The sequence below is a fragment of the Alcanivorax hongdengensis A-11-3 genome (assembly GCF_000300995.1).
Lineage (GTDB): Bacteria > Pseudomonadota > Gammaproteobacteria > Pseudomonadales > Alcanivoracaceae > Alcanivorax > Alcanivorax hongdengensis.
This window is the reverse complement of sequence record NZ_AMRJ01000013.1, coordinates 20992-42305: the sequence shown is the minus strand read 5'-3', so window position 1 is coordinate 42305 and position 21314 is coordinate 20992. Positions and strand designations below refer to the sequence as shown.

General features: G+C 62.7%; 22 protein-coding genes. 11 read left to right on the top strand and 11 right to left on the bottom strand.

What is annotated here, in order from left to right:
• Nucleotides 1-85 precede the first annotated feature (85 nt).
• A complete protein-coding gene (locus A11A3_RS09580) occupies nucleotides 86-514 on the top strand; it encodes an endonuclease domain-containing protein (protein ID WP_051011794.1) in 429 nt (142 codons plus the stop codon).
• 4 nt (nucleotides 515-518) lie between these two features.
• A complete protein-coding gene (gene aceF / locus A11A3_RS09575) occupies nucleotides 519-2180 on the top strand; it encodes a dihydrolipoyllysine-residue acetyltransferase (RefSeq protein WP_008929093.1) in 1662 nt (553 codons plus the stop codon).
• A gap of 72 nt (nucleotides 2181-2252) precedes the next feature.
• Here aceF and A11A3_RS09570 read toward each other — a convergent pair whose 3' ends face one another.
• The 10 genes from A11A3_RS09570 to A11A3_RS09525 form a co-directional block, all read right to left on the bottom strand.
• Nucleotides 2253-2594 carry a DUF4890 domain-containing protein gene (locus A11A3_RS09570; protein WP_008929092.1) on the bottom strand — a complete coding sequence of 114 codons (342 nt, stop codon included), beginning with the start codon at nucleotides 2592-2594 and terminating at the stop codon, nucleotides 2253-2255.
• 117 nt (nucleotides 2595-2711) lie between these two features.
• Nucleotides 2712-3383: a response regulator gene (locus A11A3_RS09565; protein WP_008929091.1), complete on the bottom strand. Its 672-nt coding sequence runs from the start codon at nucleotides 3381-3383 to the stop codon at nucleotides 2712-2714.
• The gene (locus A11A3_RS17255; RefSeq protein ID WP_008929090.1) at nucleotides 3380-4738 is read right to left on the bottom strand and encodes an ATP-binding protein; all 1359 of its coding nucleotides are present in this window, start codon (nucleotides 4736-4738) and stop codon (nucleotides 3380-3382) included. Before A11A3_RS17255 ends, A11A3_RS09565 begins: the two co-directional genes overlap by 4 nt.
• Nucleotides 4739-4814: 76 nt before the next feature.
• Nucleotides 4815-5393 carry a cob(I)yrinic acid a,c-diamide adenosyltransferase gene (locus tag A11A3_RS09555; protein WP_008929089.1) on the bottom strand — a complete coding sequence of 193 codons (579 nt, stop codon included), beginning with the start codon at nucleotides 5391-5393 and terminating at the stop codon, nucleotides 4815-4817.
• Nucleotides 5393-7303, bottom strand: a complete 1911-nt coding sequence (locus A11A3_RS09550) for a TonB-dependent receptor plug domain-containing protein (protein ID WP_008929088.1) — start codon at nucleotides 7301-7303, stop codon at nucleotides 5393-5395. The genes A11A3_RS09555 and A11A3_RS09550 overlap by 1 nt, the downstream gene beginning before the upstream one ends.
• A gap of 141 nt (nucleotides 7304-7444) precedes the next feature.
• Nucleotides 7445-8314 (bottom strand): ketopantoate reductase family protein, encoded by an 870-nt coding sequence (locus tag A11A3_RS09545; RefSeq protein ID WP_008929087.1) that lies wholly within the window; start codon nucleotides 8312-8314, stop codon nucleotides 7445-7447.
• Between the two features lie 26 nt (nucleotides 8315-8340).
• The gene (locus tag A11A3_RS09540) at nucleotides 8341-9291 is read right to left on the bottom strand and encodes a GGDEF domain-containing response regulator (RefSeq protein WP_040296991.1); all 951 of its coding nucleotides are present in this window, start codon (nucleotides 9289-9291) and stop codon (nucleotides 8341-8343) included.
• Between the two features lie 69 nt (nucleotides 9292-9360).
• Complete coding sequence (locus A11A3_RS09535; protein WP_008929085.1) at nucleotides 9361-10710, bottom strand: AmpG family muropeptide MFS transporter; 1350 nt, start codon at nucleotides 10708-10710, stop codon at nucleotides 9361-9363.
• A 6-nt stretch (nucleotides 10711-10716) separates the two neighbouring features.
• The gene (locus A11A3_RS09530; RefSeq protein WP_008929084.1) at nucleotides 10717-11040 is read right to left on the bottom strand and encodes an MGMT family protein; all 324 of its coding nucleotides are present in this window, start codon (nucleotides 11038-11040) and stop codon (nucleotides 10717-10719) included.
• Nucleotides 11041-11177: 137 nt separating this feature from the next.
• On the bottom strand, nucleotides 11178-11939 hold the full coding sequence (locus A11A3_RS09525; RefSeq protein WP_008929083.1) for an SDR family oxidoreductase: 762 nt from the start codon (nucleotides 11937-11939) through the stop codon (nucleotides 11178-11180).
• 119 nt (nucleotides 11940-12058) lie between these two features.
• On the opposite strand from A11A3_RS09525, the gene A11A3_RS09520 reads away from it, so the two are divergent.
• The 8 genes from A11A3_RS09520 (at nucleotide 12059) to rimI (ending at nucleotide 20397) form a co-directional block, all read left to right on the top strand.
• Nucleotides 12059-12760, top strand: coding sequence for a HugZ family pyridoxamine 5'-phosphate oxidase (locus A11A3_RS09520; RefSeq protein WP_008929082.1), 702 nt, complete (start codon nucleotides 12059-12061; stop codon nucleotides 12758-12760).
• Nucleotides 12761-12957: 197 nt separating this feature from the next.
• Entirely contained in the window at nucleotides 12958-13248 is a 291-nt protein-coding gene (groES, locus tag A11A3_RS09515; RefSeq protein WP_008929081.1) for a co-chaperone GroES, read from the top strand.
• Nucleotides 13249-13318: 70 nt separating this feature from the next.
• On the top strand, nucleotides 13319-14965 hold the full coding sequence (gene groL, locus A11A3_RS09510; protein ID WP_008929080.1) for a chaperonin GroEL: 1647 nt from the start codon (nucleotides 13319-13321) through the stop codon (nucleotides 14963-14965).
• Between the two features lie 129 nt (nucleotides 14966-15094).
• Nucleotides 15095-15691 (top strand): rhombosortase, encoded by a 597-nt coding sequence (gene rrtA, locus A11A3_RS09505; protein WP_008929079.1) that lies wholly within the window; start codon nucleotides 15095-15097, stop codon nucleotides 15689-15691.
• Nucleotides 15657-17375 (top strand): DUF3592 domain-containing protein, encoded by a 1719-nt coding sequence (locus A11A3_RS09500; protein WP_008929078.1) that lies wholly within the window; start codon nucleotides 15657-15659, stop codon nucleotides 17373-17375. The genes rrtA and A11A3_RS09500 overlap by 35 nt, the downstream gene beginning before the upstream one ends.
• 140 nt (nucleotides 17376-17515) lie before the next feature.
• Nucleotides 17516-19063, top strand: a complete 1548-nt coding sequence (locus A11A3_RS09495) for a 2-isopropylmalate synthase (RefSeq protein WP_008929077.1) — start codon at nucleotides 17516-17518, stop codon at nucleotides 19061-19063.
• A 115-nt stretch (nucleotides 19064-19178) separates the two neighbouring features.
• A complete protein-coding gene (locus tag A11A3_RS09490) occupies nucleotides 19179-19919 on the top strand; it encodes a hypothetical protein (protein WP_008929076.1) in 741 nt (246 codons plus the stop codon).
• Complete coding sequence (gene rimI / locus A11A3_RS09485) at nucleotides 19906-20397, top strand: ribosomal protein S18-alanine N-acetyltransferase (protein WP_008929075.1); 492 nt, start codon at nucleotides 19906-19908, stop codon at nucleotides 20395-20397. Before A11A3_RS09490 ends, rimI begins: the two co-directional genes overlap by 14 nt.
• An 11-nt stretch (nucleotides 20398-20408) precedes the next feature.
• On the opposite strand, the gene A11A3_RS09480 is transcribed toward rimI, so the two are convergent.
• The gene (locus tag A11A3_RS09480) at nucleotides 20409-20834 is read right to left on the bottom strand and encodes a hypothetical protein (RefSeq protein WP_008929074.1); all 426 of its coding nucleotides are present in this window, start codon (nucleotides 20832-20834) and stop codon (nucleotides 20409-20411) included.
• 98 nt (nucleotides 20835-20932) lie between these two features.
• Between A11A3_RS09480 and A11A3_RS09475 the strand changes: the two genes are divergently transcribed.
• Nucleotides 20933-21268 carry a DUF2834 domain-containing protein gene (locus A11A3_RS09475; RefSeq protein ID WP_008929073.1) on the top strand — a complete coding sequence of 112 codons (336 nt, stop codon included), beginning with the start codon at nucleotides 20933-20935 and terminating at the stop codon, nucleotides 21266-21268.
• Nucleotides 21269-21314 lie beyond the last annotated feature (46 nt).

The window sequence follows — 21314 nt, the reverse complement described above, 5'->3', positions numbered from 1 at the left end:
CCGAGAGATGGGATTCTCCCCTCTCCCGCTTGCGGGAGAGGGGCTGGGGGAGAGGGCCTTTTTCATTGAATCAGGGAAGATTGCAATGAGTGATGTGTCAGAGGTATTTCGCGTTCGTCGATCTTTAACAAAACGGGCACGAGATCTGCGTAGTCGGCAAACCGAGGCAGAGAAAAAGCTATGGTATTACCTGCGTGCCGGTCGTTTCATGGGTATCAAGTTCAAGAGACAGAAGCCCATCGGCAACTACATTGTGGATTTTGTGTCGCCTTCACATTGTTTGATCATTGAGCTTGATGGTGGTCAGCATGAGGAGCAGCGGGAGTACGACCAGATTAGAGACGCCTGGTTACGGAATCAGGGCTACGAAGTCGTACGTTTCTGGAATCATCAGGTGCTGACTGAAACCCAGGCAGTACTGGAGAGTATTCGCCAGCAAATTCAACAGCTGTCGGCCCTCTCCCCTGACCCCTCTCCCGCAAGCGGGAGAGGGGAATCAACTGGCAAAGGTTAGGGATATGGCTAAAACCATGATTCATGTTCCCGATGTGGGCAGCAGTGATCCTGTTGACGTCATCGAGATCAGCGTAAAGGTGGGCGATACCATCGCCGCCGAAGATACCATTGTGGTACTGGAATCCGACAAGGCCACTGTGGAGGTGCCGGCCCCGCAGGGCGGCAAAGTAACCGCTATCAAGGTCAAGGTTGGAGACCGGGTCAAGGAAGGCGACGATCTGCTGGAAGTGGACGCCGCGGATGACCAGGCCGATAAGCCGCAGGATCAACAGCCGCAACAGGCCGAAGAGGCGCCGGCACCAACGCAAGAAGACGATGCCGGTGAGGCCGCACAAAAGCAGCAGGAAGCGTCGGCCCCAAGCGAGTCGGCAGGTAGTGAAACGGTGACCGTGCCGGATCTTGGTGATATCGAGGCTGCCGAGATCATTGAAGTGAATGTGGCCGTTGGTGACAGCCTGGAACCGGAGCAGGTCATCGTGGTGCTGGAATCCGACAAGGCCTCGCTGGAAATTCCGGCGCCCAAGGCCGGCAAGGTGCAATCCCTGGCGGTCAAGGCCGGTGACAAGGTGGGCACCGGCGATGTGCTGTTGACCCTGTCGGTTTCCGGTGCGGCAGCGCCGGCAGCCCCGTCCGTTTCGAAAGAAGACAAACAGGACAAGACGCCGGCCCGGGAGGAAACGGCCGCGCAACACGCTGCCGCCCCAACCGACACCCCGACAACGCTGGCGCCCCAGGCAGCCGCATCCTCCGGCGGCACGTCAAAAGCGGTCCATGCCGGCCCGGCGGTGCGCAAGCTGGCCCGGGAGATGGGTGTGGATCTGGCCCAGGTCAGTGGCTCTGGCCCCAAGAGCCGAATCCTCAAGGAAGATGTTCATGCCTGGGTCAAGCAGCGTTTGGAGCAGCAACCGGCGGCCAGCGCCGGCGATGGTCTGGCGGTGACGTTGCCGGACATTGATTTCAGCCAGTTTGGTGAGATAGAGCGCGTGGAGCTCAACAAGCTGCGCCGGGTGGCCGCCCAGAACCTGACTCGCTCCTGGCTGACCATCCCCCATGTGACCCAGCATGAGCAGGCCGACATTACCGACCTGGAAGCCTTCCGCAAGCAACAGAACAAGGCGCTGGAAAAAGAAGGCGTCAAGCTGACCATGCTGGCCTTCCTGGTCAAGGCCTGCGCATCGGCGCTACAGGCGTTCCCGCACTTCAACAGCTCCCTGGAGAAGAGCGGTGAGGCACTGATCCAAAAGCACTACATCAATATCGGCATTGCGGTGGATACCCCCAATGGCCTGGTGGTGCCGGTGATCCGCGATGCGGACCGTAAAGGTCTCAAGGAGATCGCCCGGGAAATGGGCGAGCTGGCGGAAAAGGCCCGCAATCGCAAACTGACTCCGGCGGACATGAAGGGCGGTACCTTCAGCATTTCGTCACTGGGCGGGATTGGCGGCACCGGGTTTACGCCCATCGTCAACTGGCCGGAAGTGGCGATTCTCGGTGTTAGTCGCTCGGATATGCAGCCGGTATGGGATGGCCAGCAATTCCAGCCGCGTCTGACTCTGCCGCTGAGCCTGTCCTATGATCACCGGGTGATCGACGGGGCTGATGCCGCGCGATTCTGTGTTTATCTGCGGGACTTGCTCACGGATATGCGCCGGGCGCTGTTGTAGCAGTGGCTGTCTCAATGACAAAAAAGCCGGCTTGTGCCGGCTTTTTTGTAGGGGCAGGGAAGCGTAAAGCGCTCAGTCGTCGCCATGATCCTGCATGCGCTTTTGATGTTTCTCACGCCATTTTTCCATTCGTGCCTTGCGCTTTTCCTTCATCTCGGCAAATTTCTTCTGCTGCTCCGCGTTAAGAACCCCGTTGATCTTGCTTTCGGTCTCGGTATGCAGGGCTTTCATTTTTTCACCCTGGGCCTTGAAGATGGCCTGAATCTGCGCCTGCTGCTGGTCAGTCAGTTCCAGTTTTTTACTCATATGCTCCATCATGCGCCCTTCGTGCGGGGGCGGCATGTCGTCCGGGGCGGGGGCGGCCATGACGGCGCTGCTGGCAACCAGCAGGGTGGCAATCAGTACTTTTTTCATGAAGCTCTCCTTGACGCACATTGCGAATGATCTGGCTGTCACTATGGGCGCAAAGGGTGCAAACATTATGCAGCGATTGAGAAAGAAAATTGCATGCCCTGGCGCAAGCGGAGGGGATCAGGGGGTCTCCAGCCGGTAGCCCACCCCGTAGACACTGCCGATCCAGTCGTGGTCGTCGGGGCTGCCCTCGGCCAGTTTGCGCCGCAGTTTGCGGATGTGACTGTCGATGGTGCGGTCGGAGACCACCCGGTGATCCTGATAGATTTCATCCATCAACTGGTCGCGGCTCCAGATGCGGCCGGGCTGCCGGGCCAGGGTGGCGAGCAGGGCAAACTCGATGGCGGTCAGGGCAATGCGCTGGTCCGCAATGACCGCTTCGTAACGGTCCTTGTCCAGGCTCAGGCCGGTCTCCGTGGACGGGCTTTCCGGGTTCGCCCGGCGCAGTACCGCCTTGACCCGGGCCACCACCTCCCGGGGGCTGAAAGGTTTGCAGATATAGTCATCGGCGCCCAGCTCCAGGCCCAGTAGCCGGTCCACTTCGTCCACCCGGGCGGTCAACATGAGAATGGGCAGCTGGCTGTGTTGACGCACGGCCCGGCAGACATCCATTCCGTCGCCATCGGGCAACATGATATCCAGTAGCATGGCCTGGAACTCGCCGCTGCCGGCCAGCTTGACGGCCTGCTCGGCGCTGTCGGTCTGCTGTGTCTGGTACTGGGCGTGCTCCAGGTAATCGGCCAGCAATTGTGACAGGCGAGGTTCGTCTTCCACGATCAGAATGCGGCTCATGGCGCCTCCCTGGGCAACAGCACGTCGATACGAAGACCGCCCTGCTTGCTGTGGGCAGCATGGATCTGGCCGCCGTGGGCCTGGACAATGCGATCACAGATGGCCAGCCCCAGGCCCGAGCCGCCAGTGCGGCGATTGCGGGAGCTGTCCACCCGGTAGAGGTAATCAAACAGTCTGGGCAGGGCGTCATCCGGCACGCCGGGGGCGCTGTCTTCCAGTGTCAGGCGCCACTGGTTGCCGTCGGCGGCCAGCCTGACGGTCAGGCTGCCGCCGGCCTGGGTGTACTTGAGGCTGTTCTGCAACAGGTTGTCGAGCAGCTGTCGCAGACGCACCGGGTCGCCATGGATCGGACAATGGTCGATCAGTTGTGTCTGACAGTGGATATCGTGCAGCTCAAAACTGCTGGCATAGCTGTCCAGGGCGTCTTCCAGCAAGGCACTGAAGTCCAGCGCAGTGAAGTGATAACGCAGGTTGCCGCCATCGGCCAGGGCCAGGTCGTGCAGGTCGTTGATCAGGTGGGTGAGATGGGCCACCTGGCCTTCCAGGCCGGCCAGGGCCTGCTGGTTCACCGGGCGGATGCCATCGCTGAGGGCCTCCAGTTCCCCCTGCAGAATGGCCACCGGGGTGCGCAGTTCGTGGGCGATGTCGGAAAACCAGCGCTGTCTGGCCGCCTGGCCCTGCTGCAGGCGCTCTGCCAGCTGGTTGACCTGGTGAATGAGGGTGCCCAGTTCATCGCGGCGCCGGCTTTCCAGACGCTCCCGGTAATGGCCTTCCTGCAGGTGCCGGGTGTGCCGGGAGAGGGCCAGGATGGGCGCCACCAGGTGCCGGGCCAGCAACCAGGAAACCAGCAGTGACAGGGCCAGGCCGACACTGAGCATCCAGATACCGAAATCCACTTGCCGGCCCATGAAGCGCTGGTCCAGCTTGTCGCGGATGGCATCCTGGTTGGGGTAGGTGAGCCAGCCCACGGTCCGGTGGCCGGCATGAACCGGTACTTCAATGCGCATTCCTGGCGGGCCGGGCGGGGCCGGTGGGCCCAGCAGCGGGCGCTTGTTTTCGCCCAGTAATTGTAGATGGTGCAGGCCGCGGGTCTTGTCGTCCTCGTCACGGTCGCCAGCCAGGATATAAAGGCGTTTGAGCTGGCGGGGGTTGCGCAGCAGGAATTCCCAGCTACCGCTCTGGCTGTAGAGCATGCCCAGGTGATCGGCCAGCCGCTCCACCTTGGCCTGCTGGCGCTCATCCAGATAGGTGTTGAGGCTGCGCTGGAAGGCATAGAAGGAGAAGCCGCTGCCAGCGGCAATCAGCACCAGAAAGGTGGCCAGAAAAATCAGGAAGAGCTTGTTGCGAATGCCCATGGTGCCGTTTCACTGAATCGATAGGGCCAGTGTAGCCTGCCAGAGGCCCGGCAGGCAGTTGCTGCACATTGTTTCCTTATTTGCGCTCGGCGCGGGATTGCCACAGCAGCTCGGGTTGCTCGTGGCGCTGGTTTAGCAACCGGGCCATGACGAACAGCAGGTCCGAGGCGCGGTTGAGCAGGGCCAGGCTGATCGGGTTGACCGCGTCGCTGTCGTTGTCATTCAGCATGAGCAACTGGCGCTCACAGCGCCGGGCCAGCGTGCGGCAATGGTGGCACCAGGCGGCGTCCGGGTGACCGCCGGGCAACACGAATTCCTTCAGCGGCGGCAGTTGGGCATTGAAGGTGTCCGCACGGGACTCCAGTTCCACCAGGTCGTCATCGTTGACGGTACGGTGGCCGGGAATGGCCAGTTCGCCGCCAAGGTCGAACAGCAGCTGCTGCAACTGCTCCAGCACCGTGTCCAGGTCCTCATCCAGTGCGCGGGCACGCAGTACTCCCAGGGCGCTGTTGAACTCGTCCAGTTCGCCCAGTGCCTGAATGCGCGGATGGGTTTTACTGACCCGGCTGCCGTCGGCCAGGCCGGTGGTGCCCTGGTCGCCGGTGCGGGTGATGACGCGATTGATGCGGGTCTTGTCGGAGGTCCTGTCAGTCATTACAGCTCCATGCCGAGGGTGACCAGATAATGCCGGTCGGGCAGCGGGTAGAGGCTGGTGTTGCCGCTGAAACTGCTATAGCTGCCGTAATCGGCGAAGTGATTGCCTTCCAGATTGTAGACGCCGGCCTGCAGATAAAGTGCCCGATAGCGCGTGGTCAGTTGCAGGTCGGTGGTGCGATAGCTGTCGAGCTTGTCCTGGCTGTTGGCCAGATCGCCGTCGTAGTAGCGGGCGCCCACATAGCGATGGGCAATCTGCGCGGACAGCCATGGCAGGGCCTGCCAGTCGGCGATCAGTTGCAGGGTGGATTCAGGTACCAGCGGCACATCATTGCGGTCATAGCTGCCGCCGTCGAAGCGCGCCTGCTGCACACTGCCATTGATGGTCAGTGCCAGGTCCTTGTCCAGCTTCCAGCGCGAGTTGAGGCTGATGCCCTGGTGGCGGGTGTCATCGTCCAGGTTGCGGTTGGTGCCGGTGATCGGGTCGTAAACAATTTCGTTACCGATCTGGGCACGCCAGAAGGTCAGGGTCGAGTGTTGTCGGCCCTGGGCCCAGCTGGCCCCGGCGGTGTAGGTATGGCCGGTCTGCGGATCGATGGGCGGGTTGAAGGGACTCAGCTCGTCCACGTTGGCAATGCGCACACTGCGCTGGGCCCCGGCGAAGAAAGCCAGGCCGCCGTCAATGGTATAGCGCACGCCGCCTTCGTACATTTCGCCGTCCTGCTCGTTGCGCATGCCATCGCCACTGAGGGTGCTGTCCAGGCGTCGGGCACCGGCACTCACCGACCAGTGGCTGCCCAGGGCCATCAGGTTATGCAGATACCAGGCACGCTCGGTCTGGTCCAGATCCCGGTCACCAAAGCTGGCACGGCTCTGGTAGTCGTAGTCATGCAGGTCAAAACCCAGTGTCCAGTTATGTACCACCGGCCCGGTGGCCAGTTGGCCGTTGAGTTTGGGCGCTACGCTGTAGCTATCCACGGTGGTCTTGCCCTGGCTGGCCAGGGATACATAGCGGTAGTCCTGGGTCTGGTGGCGGCGGCTGAAATCCAGGGTCAGGGCATTGTGGCCGGGTAGCTGGACGCTGAGGCCGGGCATCACCCAGTAGTTGTCCTGCTCGGCATCATCGAATGGCGTGTTGGTGCCGGTGGGGTCATCCTGATACTGGTTCTGGCTGGCACTGATCGTGCGACCACCGGGCAACCCCTGTTCCTGGTGGGAGCCGCCGGCGCTCAGGTAGGCGCTCATGCCATCGCCCTGGTAGCGCAGGTCCGCAAAGGCGTTGTGCTGGCGGATTTCATTGTTGTCCCGGTAGCCGTCACTGGACAGGCTGTTCAGGGCCAGGGCACCACCCACGCGGTCGCCCTTGCCGCTGGCGTAGGCACTGCCACCGGTGGTGGCATAGCTGCCGCCCACGGCCTTCAGACCGGCGCTGTTGCGGTAATTCTGTCGGGTAATGATGTTGATCACCCCGCCCACGGCGCCATTGCCATAAAGGGCGGCGCCGGCGCCGGGAAGCACTTCGATGCGCTCAATGGCCACCAGCGGAATGGCGGCCAGATCCGGGCTGCTGGTGTCGATGGGCGACAGTCGCTGGCCATTGAGAAGAATCAGGGTGTTCTGGTTGGCGGTGGCGCCGAAGCCCTGCAGGTCAATGCTGGCGGTAGTGCCGCTGATACCGTAGAAGCGGCTGGTCTGTACCCCGGCGACGCTGTCCAGCACATCGCTGAGCGTGGTGGCCGGCATTTCGTCAAGGTCGGCACGGGTCAGCACCACGGTACCGATGGGCAGCTCAGCGGCCAGACTGTCACTGACCGAGCCATTGATGCGTACCGGCGTCAGTGTGGAATCTTCGGCCAGGGCCAGGTTGCCCAGGCCCAGCAGGCCCAGAGCCAGCAGAGGGCGAATGTGCATGTGTTCTCCTGCAGAGCACGGTTAACAGGGGGTGGAAACATCGCTTTGTGCCGTTTCCGGCACCCTTTGCGGCAGCGTTGCGCAGAGGGCGCTGGCACGATCTTGCCTGTCAAAGGCGCTACCATAGCCTGCTTGTCTTTGTCATGACAGTGCCTGCACCAGTTGCCGGTGGTGAGGCAGGTCCATGCCCAGCGGTTCGGCCTGGCGCAGCAGGTAGCCGTTGATGGCATCAATTTCCGTACGGTTGCCACGCTGGCGGTCGGCCCGCATGGAGGAGGTGTTGCCGGCGGTGGCGCGGGCCACGGCCAGCACATTGGGCAGGGAGTTTGCGGGCCAGTGCGGGTCCAGCCGGGTTAACAAGGCATCGGCCTCGCGGCACAGGGCGTTAGCCTGGGCCAGCAGGGCCGGGTTGTTCAGCAGCGCGCCGTTGTCCACATCATGCAGGGCGGTGAGCGGGTTGATCACGGCGTTGACCACCAGTTTCTGCCACTGACGGTGCCGTAAATCCGCCTCCCAATGCAGGCCGGGCCAGTGCTGCCGCAGGGCTTCGAACCAGACCGGCGGCTGTGGCAGGCCGCCCCACCAGGTGTCGTTTTCCGCCACCACCTCATGACGAGGCGGGCGACCCTTCACGGCGCTGGTGGTCACCGTCTCGATCAGGGCGCCGCCGTCGGGCAGCAGGCCGTCCAGGGCGCCCATGCCGTTTTGCAGACGCACCACCAGCGTGCCCTGGTGCAGCCAGGGTTGCAGGGGGAGCAGGGCATCGCGGGTGAATGGGGTCTTGCAGGCGACCAGCAGGGCATCCAGGGGCCGGGCAAGCCGGGCCGGGCTCATGGCCGGCAGGGTCAGGCGGCGGGGCTGGTCACCGAATACCAGTTCGCGATGCAGCATCGGATCGTTGCCGGGTCGCAGGGCGGTGACGCCGTGGCCGGCCTGTTGCAGGTAATGGGCACTGAGCACGCCAATGTTGCCGGTACCGATCAGGTACCAGTGGGGCAGGGTCTGTTTCATGCCCCAATGGTACGGTGAGTCAGCCCTCAGGCGTTAGCGGTGGCCGCCACAATGCGTTTTTCCTGCCGGGACAGGGGCAGTTCATTGAGTGCCTGGGAGAGCATGTCATCGGCGCCACTGTCGCCTTCCGAGGCGCTCAGGGCCATGCTGACCTGCAGACTCAGAAAGCCGGCGGCGGTCTGGTAGGCACGGTGATTGAGCGCATCGTAGAGCCGGCGGAAGCCGCCCGGGGCACAGTGGCTCAGGTGTGGCTGGTGGGTGATCAGCGCGAAGCAGTCACTGTCCAGCCGGCAGAGGCGATCCATGGGCCGCACGGACTGGCGCAGTCGGCGGCTGAAGGCGAGTACGCCCTGTTGCATGACCTTTTGTCCGCGTTCCTGCTGCAGTCGCTGGAAGTCATCCAGTTGCATCAGCATCAGGCAGGCGGCACCACCGCGTTTTTCCGCCTGGCGCAGGGTGTCACCCAGACAGCGCAGGGCATCCTGGCGATTGCCGAAACCGGTCAGCGGGTCGATCAGGGCATGGCGCTTGAGCTGGCGGTTGACTGACAGCATGCGCTGGAAGTCGGTCTGTACCCGGTTGTGGCGCTGAATGATGCGGTCGGCGGCCATCACCCGGTGCACCAGTTGTTCGGTCATGGTGGATTTGCTGACGAAGTCATCCACGCCCTGATCAAAGGCCTGTTGCAGGGCCTTGACCCCTTCCCGGGCGGTCAGCAGCAGTACATAGGTGTAGCGGTTGCCGGCCTCGTCGCTCTGGCGGATACGACGGGTCAGCTCCAGGCCGTCCATTTCCGGCATCAGCCAGTCGGCCACCACCAGGTCGGCGGGGCGTTCGTTGAGTTGCCCCAGCGCGTCGAAGGCGTTGTCCACGTGACGAATCCGGGTATAGCCGGCGGAGGCCAGCGTGCGGTTGACCACTGCCGCAGAAAAGCGGGCGTCATCCACTACCAGAATATCCATCTCGGCTGTGTTCATCCTTGCCTCTGTTTTTGTTGTTTTTTTGTACAAACAGGGACTATAGCGCAAATCAGGCGTGAAACACCATCAGCCGGAAGCGCCTTCCGGGCGCAAACCTCGCCGCATCAACCAGATCAGGATCAACAGGCCGGGAATGGCCATGATGGCGGTGAGAATGAAAAACAGTTCCCAGCGGCCACCGAGAAAATCCACCAGGGCACCACTGCCGGAGGCCAGGGTGGTGCGCCCCAGGTTGCCCAGCGAGGCCAGCAGGGCGTACTGGGTGGCGGTGAACTGGCGATCGCACAGGTCGGAGATATAGGTGACGAAGGCGATGGTGGAGATGCCGGCGGTGAAGTTGTCCAGGATCACGCAGGTCATCAAGGGCATGTCCAGAGCCAGCTGCTGAATATGCAGTAGCGGGATGTTCAGCACCACGGTGTCGGTGCGACCGATGTGCGCCAGCCAGGCATACAACAGGTTGGTCAGGGCCATGGCGATGCCGGCCAGCAGCAGTCCTCGCGAGGCGCCCAGCTTGATGCTTACCGCCCCACCCAGGAAGCTGCCCAGGCCGAGGGCGATCATGCCGCCGCTCTTGACGTAGGCAAACACCTCTTTCCACTCGTAACCGATTTCATTGTAGAAACGGATCGACATGGAGCCGAGAAAGGCTTCACCAATCTTGAACAGGAAGATAAAGGCCAGCAGGGTGAGCGCCATACCGGCGCCGTTGCGCCGGAAAAATTCCACAAAGGGGGCCAGCACCGAGCGCTCCAGCCACAGTTCCATGCGGCGCAGGCGCGGCGTGTCCGGCGCGTGGGCAGGCACCGCCTTGTGCTGTGGCTCGCGGGCCAGCAGGGTGCCACCAATACCCAGCAGCATGGCAAAACTCATCACCATGTAGATCTGTTGCCAGCTGTCCAGCACATCGGTGAGCCACAGGGAGATACCGGCAATGAAGAGATTGCCCAGCAGCCAGCCCACCACCCCGGCGGAGGCGGCGGCGCCCTGCTGGTCCACCGGCACCGATTCGATGCGGATGGCGTCGATGGCGATGTCCTGGGTGGCCGAAACAAAGGCGATGGTGACGCACACCAGTGCCACCGCAAACAGTTGCTTGCCCGGATCGAAGGTGCCAAGCAGGAACAGCAGGCCGAGCAACAGCAGTTGGGTGAGCAGAATCCAGGCCCGGCGTTTGCCCAGCAGGCTGCCCAGTGGGCCCAGCTTGAAACTGTCCACCAGCGGCGCCCACAGGAAGTTCACCGCGTAGGGCAGCGATACCAGGCCGAACAGGCCAAGGCTGGTGCGGCTCAAGCCCTCGTCGGTAAGCCAGGCACTGAGAGTGGAAACGATCATGCCCTTGGGGAAGCCGCTGGCGATGCCAAGCAGGAAGATCACCAGGATAGGGCGGTCAATAAAGGCGCGAAATACTTTCATCGAGTGTCACTGTTCCCTGACGGCATCGGGTTGCCACTGATAACGCTTCATGGCGACGCGCTGGCCGAGCACTACCACGCCTTCCGCCTGCAGCCGGCGACACTGTTCCTCACCGCCGGGTGTGCCGGCCAGGGCAATATGGCCGTCACCACGCAGAACGCGATGCCAGGGCAGGCGGGTCTGTGCGGGGAGCTGGCTGAGCAGGCGGCCCACAAAACGGCCGTGGCGGGGAAAGCCGGCTTGCCGGGCGACCTGGCCATAGCTGCTGACCGATCCCGGGGGAATGGCCGCCACGATCTGGTAGACCGCCTCGCGGAATGTCGGATTCATGGCTCGATAGCTTCGGGGCAGGGCCGGGAACTTGCAAGTTGAATGTTGCAAAACCGGCACCGGGTCAGGTGCAGAAAAACACAGGCACAAAAAAGCCGCGCCCGGTCGGGCGCGGCGATTCGGTGTGGCTCGGCGGGTTAGCGCAGGCCACCGTCCATGTCGATGCAGCGACCGGTGAAATAGTCGGTCTCGAAAATGAACGCCACGGAGCGGGCGATGTGCTCCGGCTCACCCAGACGGTGCAGTGGTACCGCCTGCACCAGACGCTCGCGGGCTTCGGGCTTCATGGCGGCCAGCATATCGGTATTGATGGTGCCCGGGGCCACTGCGCCGGTGCGGATGTTGTAGCGTGCCAGTTCCTTGGCCCACACCTCGGCCATGGCGGCCACTGCGGACTTGGCCGCAGAGTAGTTGCTCTGGCCGAAGCTGCCCTGGCGGGCCAGGGAGGAAATATTGACGATCACGCCTTCTTCCACCCCCAGCTCCAGCATTTTGGCGGCGGCTTCCCGGCCACACAGGAATACGCCGGTCAGGTTCACGTCGATCACCGCCTGCCATTGCTGCAGGCTCATCTTGCTGACCACTTCGCCATCCTTGTATTTCACCAGCAGGCCATCGCGGGTGATGCCGGCATTGTTGACCAGCCCGTGCAGGGCACCGAAATCCGCCACCACGCTGTTGAACAGGCTTTCCACGTCCTCTTCCCGGGCCACGTTGGCCAGGTAGGCGCGGGCTTCGCCGCCGGCGGCTTCACAGGCGGCCACGGTGGCATCCAGATCTTCCTGGTTCAGGTCCACACAGGCGATGCGGGCACCCTTGCCGGCAAAATAGGTGGCAATACCGCGGCCCAGGCCCCGGCCGGCACCGGTGACAACAACCACTTTCTGGTTCAGATCCATGGTGATTCCTTACACTGTCGGTTCACGATGGTCCGGATTATGGTGGGGGCTGGCCCCCGGGCCAATGACCGGATTGCTCAGTCCACCGGCAAATCGGGAAACGCGCGCAAGGACATATCATGCAGCAGGAAGCCCAGGCACAGGCCTTCATCTATCAGCACAGCCACGCCGCCCTGGCCACCGTGGAGGCCAACGGCGGGCCCTTCTGTTCCGCCGTCAATGTGGTGCCCGATCACGAGGGGCGTTTGTTGATGCTGGTCAGTGAGCTGGCCGAGCACAGCCTCAACCTGCGCCATGACGCCCGGGCCTCTTTGCTGTGGGTGGAGCAGCGCCACAGTGACTGGCAGGCGGCCACCCGGTTGACCGTGTCCGGCCAGGTCATGCCGGTGCCGCCGGAACAGGGGGGGCGTTACCTGCAGGTCTTTCCCCAGGCCCGGGATTACCTGCAACTGGATTTCCACTTTCTTGCCCTGCGGCCGCGGACGGTGCGCTGGATTCCCGGCTTTGCCCGGGCCACCTGGCTGGACGGTGATGCGCTAGCCCAGCCCTGGGGCTGGGACCTGGCTCGCGAGCAGGCCATGGTTGGCCACATGAATGATGACCATGGTGACGCGCTGGATCACTACCTGACCCTGCTGGGATCGTCCGGGCAGGGGGCCCGCATGCTGGCCGTGGACCCCTGGGGCGCCTGGCTGTGGCATGACCGGCGGTTACACCGATTACCGTTTCCGGCCCGGGCGGAAGATGCCGGCCAGGTCCGTGAAACCCTGGTGATGCTGGCCCGCACCCGACCGGAGGATTTTTTCCTCGCCCGCCCTTGAAAGCCGTTGCACAGGCCCCATTGCTCTGCCCTGCGGGCCGTCGCGGGCAGCGGATTTCTCGCCACTTTCCCTATTGACTGCGCCTGCGTCATTACTATGATTAGCACTCGACTCGTTAGAGTGCTAATTCGGACTGCCGAGCTCTGCCATGGGCGGGCTCGGGTGTCACAAGAACTGAAACTGGGAGTTTGAGGAAAATGAACATCCGTCCTTTGCATGATCGCGTGCTGGTTCGCCGGGAAGAGGAAGAGACCAAAACCGCCGGCGGTATCGTGCTGCCCGGCTCCGCCGCCGAGAAACCGTCCCGCGGTGAAGTGATTGCCGTGGGTAACGGCAAAATCGCCGAAAACGGTGATGTGCGTCCGCTGGACGTGAAAAAAGGCGACAAGGTGATCTTCGGGCAGTACGCCGGCAACACCGTGAAGGTGGAAGGTGAAGAGCTGCTGATCATGAGCGAATCCGAAATCCTGGCCGTTATTGAAGGTTAATAACCGAAGGCCAAGGGCTTATTTCAAGTAGCCCCCAGTGGGCAAACCGATTTCGCAGAGGTAAAGAACAATGGCTAAAGAAGTACTGTTTCGTGATGACGCCCGTGCCCGCATGGCCAAAGGTGTCAACATTCTGGCTGACGCCGTAAAAGTCACCCTGGGCCCGAAAGGCCGTAACGTGGTGCTGGAGAAATCCTTCGGCGCGCCCAACATCACCAAAGACGGTGTGTCCGTGGCCCGTGAAATCGAACTGGAAGACAAGTTCGAAAACATGGGTGCCCAGATGGTCAAGGAAGTGGCCTCCAAGGCCAACGACGAAGCCGGTGACGGTACCACCACGGCCACCGTGCTGGCCCAGGCCATCGTTAACGAAGGCCTGAAATCCGTTGCCGCCGGCATGAACCCCATGGACCTCAAGCGCGGCATCGACAAGGCCGTGGAAGCCGTGGTGGCCGAGCTCAAGAAACTGTCCACCCCGTGTGACAACACCAAGAGCATCGAGCAGGTCGGCACCATCTCCGCCAACTCCGACAAGTCCGTTGGCGAAATCATTGCCCAGGCCATGGAAAAAGTGGGCCAGGAAGGCGTCATCACCGTTGAAGAAGGCCAGTCCCTGCAGAACGAGCTGGAAGTGGTTGAAGGTATGCAGTTCGACCGCGGTTACCTGAGCCCGTACTTCATCAACAACCAGGAAAAGATGCAGGTTGAGCTGGAAACGCCCTACATCCTGCTGGTGGACAAGAAGATCTCCAACATCCGTGAGCTGCTGCCGGTTCTCGAGAACGTGGCCAAGCAGGGCAAGCCGCTGATGATCATCGCCGAAGACATCGAAGGCGAAGCACTGGCTACCCTGGTGGTCAACAACATGCGTGGCATCATCAAGTGCGCCGCCGTCAAGGCGCCGGGCTTCGGTGACCGTCGCAAGGCCATGCTGCAGGATATCGCCATCCTCACCGGCGGTACCGTGATCAGCGAAGAAGTGGGCCTGAGCCTGGAAAACGCGTCCCTGGAAGATCTGGGCACCGCCAAGAAAGTAAACATCGACAAGGAAAACACCACCATCGTCGATGGCGCTGGCCAGCAAGGCGATATCGATGCCCGCGTGGAGCAGATCCGCAAGGAAATCGAGAATTCTTCCTCTGATTACGACAAGGAAAAGCTGCAGGAGCGCGTGGCCAAGCTGGCCGGCGGTGTGGCTGTCATCAAGATCGGTGCTGCCACCGAAGTGGAAATGAAAGAGAAGAAGGCCCGCGTTGATGACGCCCTGCACGCTACCCGTGCGGCGGTGGAAGAAGGCGTGGTCCCCGGTGGCGGTGTAGCCCTGGTTCGTGCCCTGGCCAACATGGGCGAGCTGGAAGGCGACAATGAAGAGCAGAACGCGGGCATTGCCATCGCCGTGCGCGCCCTGCAGGCGCCGCTGCGTCAGATCGCCCAGAACGCCGGCGCGGAAGCGTCCGTGATTGTTCAGGAAGTGCGTAACGGCAGTGGCAACTATGGCTACAACGCCGCCACCGGTGAATACGGTGACATGCTGGAAATGGGTATCCTGGATCCTGCCAAGGTGACCCGTTCCGCGCTGCAGGCGGCTGCCTCCGTGGCCGGCCTGATGATCACCACCGAAGCCATGGTGGCAGACAAGCCGGAAGAGAACGCCGGTGCCGGCGCCCCGGATATGGGCGGCATGGGCGGTATGGGTGGCATGGGCGGCATGATGTAAATCACGCCGGTCCGTGACCCGATAAAAAGCCCCGCTTCGGCGGGGCTTTTTTGTGGGCGCTTGAGCGGTTTCCTTGCACCGGTGGGCCAGCGCTGCCGATAATGCCCGCTCGGTGTTAAAGGCGCTCACATGCAACCACTGGATAAAAAATTGCGGCCCTGGTACCTGGGGCTGGCGGCCCTGATGGTGCTGCTGGGACTTGCCGGCAAGCAGGTCAATCCCTGGCTGGAGTTCGACCGCCATGCCATCGAACAGGGGCAGTGGTGGCGCCTGGTCAGCTGCCACTTCGTGCATCTGACGCCCTGGCACATGCTGCTTAACCTGAGTGGCTTTCTGTTGTGCGGATACTTTTTTGAAGACCTGCTCAACCGTTACCGGGTGGCGCTGTGGGCTTTGCTGGGGGCCTTGCTGGAAGGGCTGGCACTGTATCTGCTGGACCCGCAACTGGTGTTCTATGCGGGGCTGTCCGGCATTCTTCATGGCCTGCTGGTGATGTGTCTGTTGCTGGGCTGGCGCCGTAATCCCTGGCTGCATTCGCTGGTATTGCTGGTGATCGCCGGGCGCATTTTTTTCGAACAACAACCGGGCTATGACGTGGATTATCTGCAGGCCTGGATTCACGGCAAAGTGTATGTGAACGCCCATCTCTACGGGGCGATCACGGGGATAATACTCGCGGGGGGTGTGGTAATTGGACAATACGGAAACCGGTACCGGCAGCGATAAAAAACAAAAAAGCGGCTGGGTCATGAACCTGTTTGCCGGTCTCTTTCTGGTGGCCGGCCTGGCGTTGATGGTCTTTGTGGGCCTCAAGCCGTTGTTCCATTACTGGCAGTCCGGCAGCTGGCAACAAGTACCGGCCCGGGTGCTCAGCAGTGAGTTGCATCGCCATCGCGGCGATGATTCCACCACCTACAGCGTCACCGCCCGTTACCGCTATGAGTTCGATGGCCGCAGCTACACCAGCAACCGGGCCAGCCTCTACAGCGGCAGCGATAACTTCGACGACTACTGGCAGCAGCTGGCCGGGCGGCTGGAGCGGGCCCGTTTGCGGGATTACGCCATCACCGCCTGGGTCAATCCGCAGGCACCGTCCCAGGCCTATCTGGACCGGACCCTGCGCTGGAGTGCCATGGTGTTCGGGGTGACCATTGGCGCAGTCTTTTCCCTGGTGGGAGGGGGGCTGCTGTGGCTGTTCAATCGCTCCTCCCGCCAGCGCCAGCGGGACCAGGTCGCCGGCACCCTGAGCAGCCAGGAAACCTCCGGATACTGGATCCTGATCGGCATGGGGGCCATCTTCGTGTTGCTACCCTCGCCGGCGCTGTGGGCGATTCCCGAGGAGTGGCACAAGGGCAACTATGCCATTCTGGCGGTACTGCTGTTTCCGCTGGTGGGCGGCGGCATGTTGCTGGCGGGCTGGAAAATGCGCCGCACCTTTCTCTACTTCGGCCCCACGCCGCTGGAACCGGACCCCAATCCGGGCCAGATCGGCGGCCAGATGGGCGGGGAGGTGCGCATTGGCCTGCCGCTCACCGAAGACCAGATTGATACCCTGATGCTCAGTTGTGTGCGCCGGCGGCAAACCGGCAGCGGCAAGAACCGCAGTACCAGTGAAACCATTATCTGGCAGCGTGAGCAGCGACCGCTGGTGCAACAGGGTGCCAACGGTACCCGCATCCAGTTCTGTTTCGACGTGCCAGAGGGGTTGCCGGAAACCGGCGGCCCCCATGACAACCGCATTCACTGGCGGGTAAATCTGGAAGGCAGACAGCAGGGGCGCAGCCTGTCTCGCAGCTGGGAGCTGCCGGGCCTGGCCGGTACCGGCCAGAGCCGCTTCACCCTGCCCGAGGCCCATCGCCGCAACAGCGAACGGCAGGCATCCCTGGCGGCGATGGAATCCGCCAATGCCCAGATCCAGGTGGAGCAGACCGGCCAGGGGCTGCGGATCTACAGTGCCGCCGGTCGCCACCTGGGCATGAAGCTGGGCTTGCTGCTGTTCGGTGGGCTCTTCACTGCCGTGGGCGGCTTTCTGTTGTATCAGGCCGCCAGCGAGGGCGCGATGCTGTATTTCATGGCCGTAGTCTTCGGCGGGATTGGCCTGCTGATATTGTTCAGCGCCCTGTATATGCTGGGTCGTAGTCTGGAGACCCATGTGCGCGGCTCGCAGGTGCGTACGGTGCGGCGCTGGCTGGGGATTCCCCTGTTCCAGCGGCAGGGGCAGCTGCTGCGTGCTGATCAGTTGCAGTTGCACAGCAGCCTGTCCACCACCCAGGGCACGCGCAAGACCGAGTACATGGCGCTAAGCGCCAATCTGGACGGCAGGAAGGTTCGCCTGGCGGAAGGCATTGCCGGCCGCGATGCCGGTGAGGCCCTGCAGCAGTCCGTATTACGGGTGCTGCGGCTGGCCTGAATCCCCACCTGGGGCGTGGTTTTTTGCTAGAATCGCGGGCAGTAGACCGGACTATCGTATTTGCTGGCAGCAGCACCTGGACTGACTCAACAGAATCATTGGCGCCGCGGTAATGGCAGCGCCCTATGCAAGAGAATCCTATGAGCAAAGACCGCCTGATTATCTTTGATACCACCCTGCGTGACGGTGAACAGAGCCCCGGCGCCACCATGGACCAGGACGAAAAGCTGCGTATTGCCCGGGCCCTGGAGCGCATGCGGGTGGATGTGATCGAGGCCGGTTTTGCCATCGCCAGCCAGGGGGACTTCCGGTCCGTGAAGGCCATTGCCGACACCGTGCGCGAGTCCACCATCTGTTCCCTGGCCCGGGCCAAGGCCGCCGATATCGACCGTGCCGCCGAAGCACTGGCCGGCGCCGAGTCCGGGCGTATTCATACCTTCATCGCCACCAGCCCCATCCACATGCAACACAAGCTCCGTCTCGAGCCGGACCAGGTCATCGAGCATGCGGTGGCGGCGGTCAAACATGCCCGTAATCACATGGGCGATGTGGAGTTCTCCTGCGAAGATGCCGGACGTTCCGAGATCGATTTCCTGTGTCGCATCATCGAGGCGGTGATTGATGCCGGCGCCCGCACCATCAATATTCCCGACACCGTGGGCTATGCCATTCCCGAGCAGTTCGGCGACACCATCGGCCAGCTGCTTAGCCGCATCCCCAATGCCGACAAGGCGGTGTTCTCGGTGCACTGTCACAATGACCTGGGGCTGGCGGTGGCCAATTCCCTGGCAGCGGTACAGGCCGGCGCCCGGCAGGTGGAATGCACCATCAACGGCCTGGGCGAGCGGGCCGGCAACGCCTCCCTGGAAGAGATTGTCATGGCGGTGCGAACCCGCCAGGACCTGTTCAATGTGGACACCGGCATCAATGCCCGCGAGATCGTGCCGACCTCGAAGATGGTGTCCCAGATCACCGGCTTTCCGGTGCAGCCCAACAAGGCCATCGTCGGCGCCAATGCCTTCGCCCATGAATCCGGCATTCACCAGGACGGCGTGCTCAAGCACCGAGAGACCTACGAAATCATGTCCGCCGAGGATGTTGGCTGGCACACCAACCGCATGGTGCTGGGCAAGCATTCCGGCCGCGCCGCCTTCCGCGCACGCCTGGACGAGCTGGGTATTACCTTTGCCTCGGAAGCGGCCATGAACGAGGCGTTCCAGCGCTTCAAGGATCTGGCTGACAAGAAGCACGAAGTGTTTGACGAGGATCTGCAGGCGCTGGTCAGCGACACCAAGAAGGCCGCCGAGGAAGAACGCTACAAACTGGTGGTGCTGGAAGCCACCGCCCGCACCGGGGAAACCCCGGAGGCGCGCATTGTGCTGTCCATCGATGGCCAGGAGCAGAGTGCCACGGCTACCGGCGCCGGGCCCGTGGATGCCGCCTTCAAGGCCATTGAAGCACTGGCGCAAAGCCACAGCACCCTGCAACTGTATTCGGTCAATGCCATCACCGCCGGCACCGATAGCCAGGGCGAAGTGACCGTGCGGCTGGAAAAGGGCGGGCGGATCGTCAACGGCCATGGCGCCGATACCGATATCATCACCGCCTCGGCCAAGGCCTACCTGAATGCCCTCAACCACTTTGCTGCCGGGCTGGAAAAAGCCCACCCCCAGGCGGCGGATGTATGAATACACGGTCTGGGGTCGTAGGTATGACGTCTGACGCTAAACGCCTTTGGTCTGGCGTGTTTGCCGCCGGTGTTCGTCGTCCGGCCTCAGACGTCAGACAGGTGCGGAGCTCGCTATGAACGAAGCGCAGCGGCAGAGTTATCTCAAGGCCATGGGGCTGACGCCCTGGGTGGCCCGGGTACCTCTGCCCGGTGCAGCGCCGTCCCCGGCACTGGACTGGCAGGAGGAAAACCCCGGGGAGGTGCCTGCGCAGCCAGCCCCCGAAAGCAGCATGAAACCGGCCCGCCCGGCAGCGGAACCCACCCGGGTGGAATCTCCCGCCGCCACACCGGCGCCGGCCAAGCCATCGCCCGACACACCCGTGGAGGCCGAGCCGGCCCCGCAGGCGTCAGCGGCGGTGCCTGCCGGACAGGCGCTGACCTTCACCCTGGAAGCCCATGGCGGCAATGGCACCTGGTTGCTGGCCGCCCAGCAGGATGCCCAGGCGCCGGGGCTGGGCCGTTTCGAGGCGCCCCTGCTGGCCAGTCTGCTGGCCCTGTTCCGGGCCCGGCCCGAGCGCCCTCGACGCTTTTTCTGCCCATTGACGGATCAGCCCATGGCCGCCGGTGATGCGGCCCAGGCGCTGGATGCCTTCCTCAAGGGATTGCATCGCCAGGCCGGCGGGGAGCGTGTGCTTTTGCTATTGCCGCAGGCCCTTAGCGAGTCCCTGTTCGAGATACCGCGTTATCGGCCGTTCACCCTGGGTGGCATGCCGGCGCTGGTGGTCAGCAGCCTGACCGAGATGCTGGAAGACCCGGCTGAGCACAAGAAGACAAGCTGGCTGGCCATGCAGGAGCACGGTTTTGCTGGCCAGTGACATGGAAGCGGCGGTGCCCGGTCTGCAATGCCGTGAGATGGAACCGGAAGACCTGGAAGCCGTCACCGCCATTGAACAGGCCGCCCAGGTCACGCCCTGGGGCATGGCCCATTTTCGTGACTGCCTGCAGACCGATTATTACCGCTGCGAAGTGGCGGTACAGGGGGAGCAGCCGCTGGCCTTTCTGATCCTCTCGCAGATCCTCGATGAGATGCACGTGCTCAATATCGCCGTGGCGCCGGCCTTCCAGCGCCGTGGCGTGGCCCGCCATCTACTGATGGCGGCCCTGGAGCGGGCACGCCGGGAAGCCATGAGTGTGATCTACCTGGAAGTGCGCGAAAGTAACCATGGTGCCCGGCAGCTCTATCATTCGCTGGGGTTTGAGGTCACCGGCCTGCGCAAGAACTATTACCGCCGTGCGGATGAGGGGCGCGAAAATGCGGTGCTCATGCAGTGCGTGCTGGCCCCGCATCCCTGATTCGCCGGGCGCTATTTATCGGCCTTCATGGGCATCCAGCCCTTTTCCGTATCGTGGAAGGTGATACTGCGCTGGCGGTTGAAGGTGTCGCCTTTCTCGAAATCACCGTGTTCCATACGCAGGGCACCCAGCGTCATTACCATGGCAAAGCGGTCCAGCCCTGACAGCGATTCATCGCCCTTGACCTGGTCGGTGTACTCGCCCAGGCCCTGTTTGGCTTTCAGGGTGTAGGAAACCTCCAGGGTATAAAGGCCGTCACCGGCCTGGTAACCGTTGTCCTTTTTGACGTCCTTCACTTCCAGAAGCTGTTGCAGGTGGGCGTGCTTGAGCTCCGCCTGCAGGGCCTTCTGCGCGTCAGCGGCATCCGGTGTGCGGCTGCAGGCGGTGGCCAGCAGGGCGAAGACGATCAGGGCGCAGGCATGATAAAAAGAACGCATGACAGGTATCCTTGGTGACGATGGCTGACACTCTAGCATCGAGCGCGGTGGCGCCCAAGCGATGCCCATACTTTCAAATCCGGCAAAGGGAAGTGCTCATGTCCGATCGTGTTTTTCGTCTGTCACTGGTGCTGGTGGCGCTGTTGTTCTGTGGCGTGTTTGCGGCGGTGGTCATACCCCCCTTGCTGGCCAACCCCGATGTCATCAGCGCCGCCCTGGCCGGGTTTGCCAACCCTTATGCCGCCGGCTATTCCACGGACGTGATTCTGTGCTGGGTGGTGCTGGCCATCTGGGTGCTCTTTGAGCGCCAGCGCTATCGCCTGCGGGGCGGCTGGCTGGCCCTGTTGCTGGGGGTGGTGCCGGGCGTGGCCGTGGGCTTTGCGCTGTACCTGCTCATGCGTCATCGGCAGCTGAAAGGCTCGGGACTGCCGTAACCGGGCCCCAGGCTGGTATACTCGCCGCCCCTGATACACCCGAGTA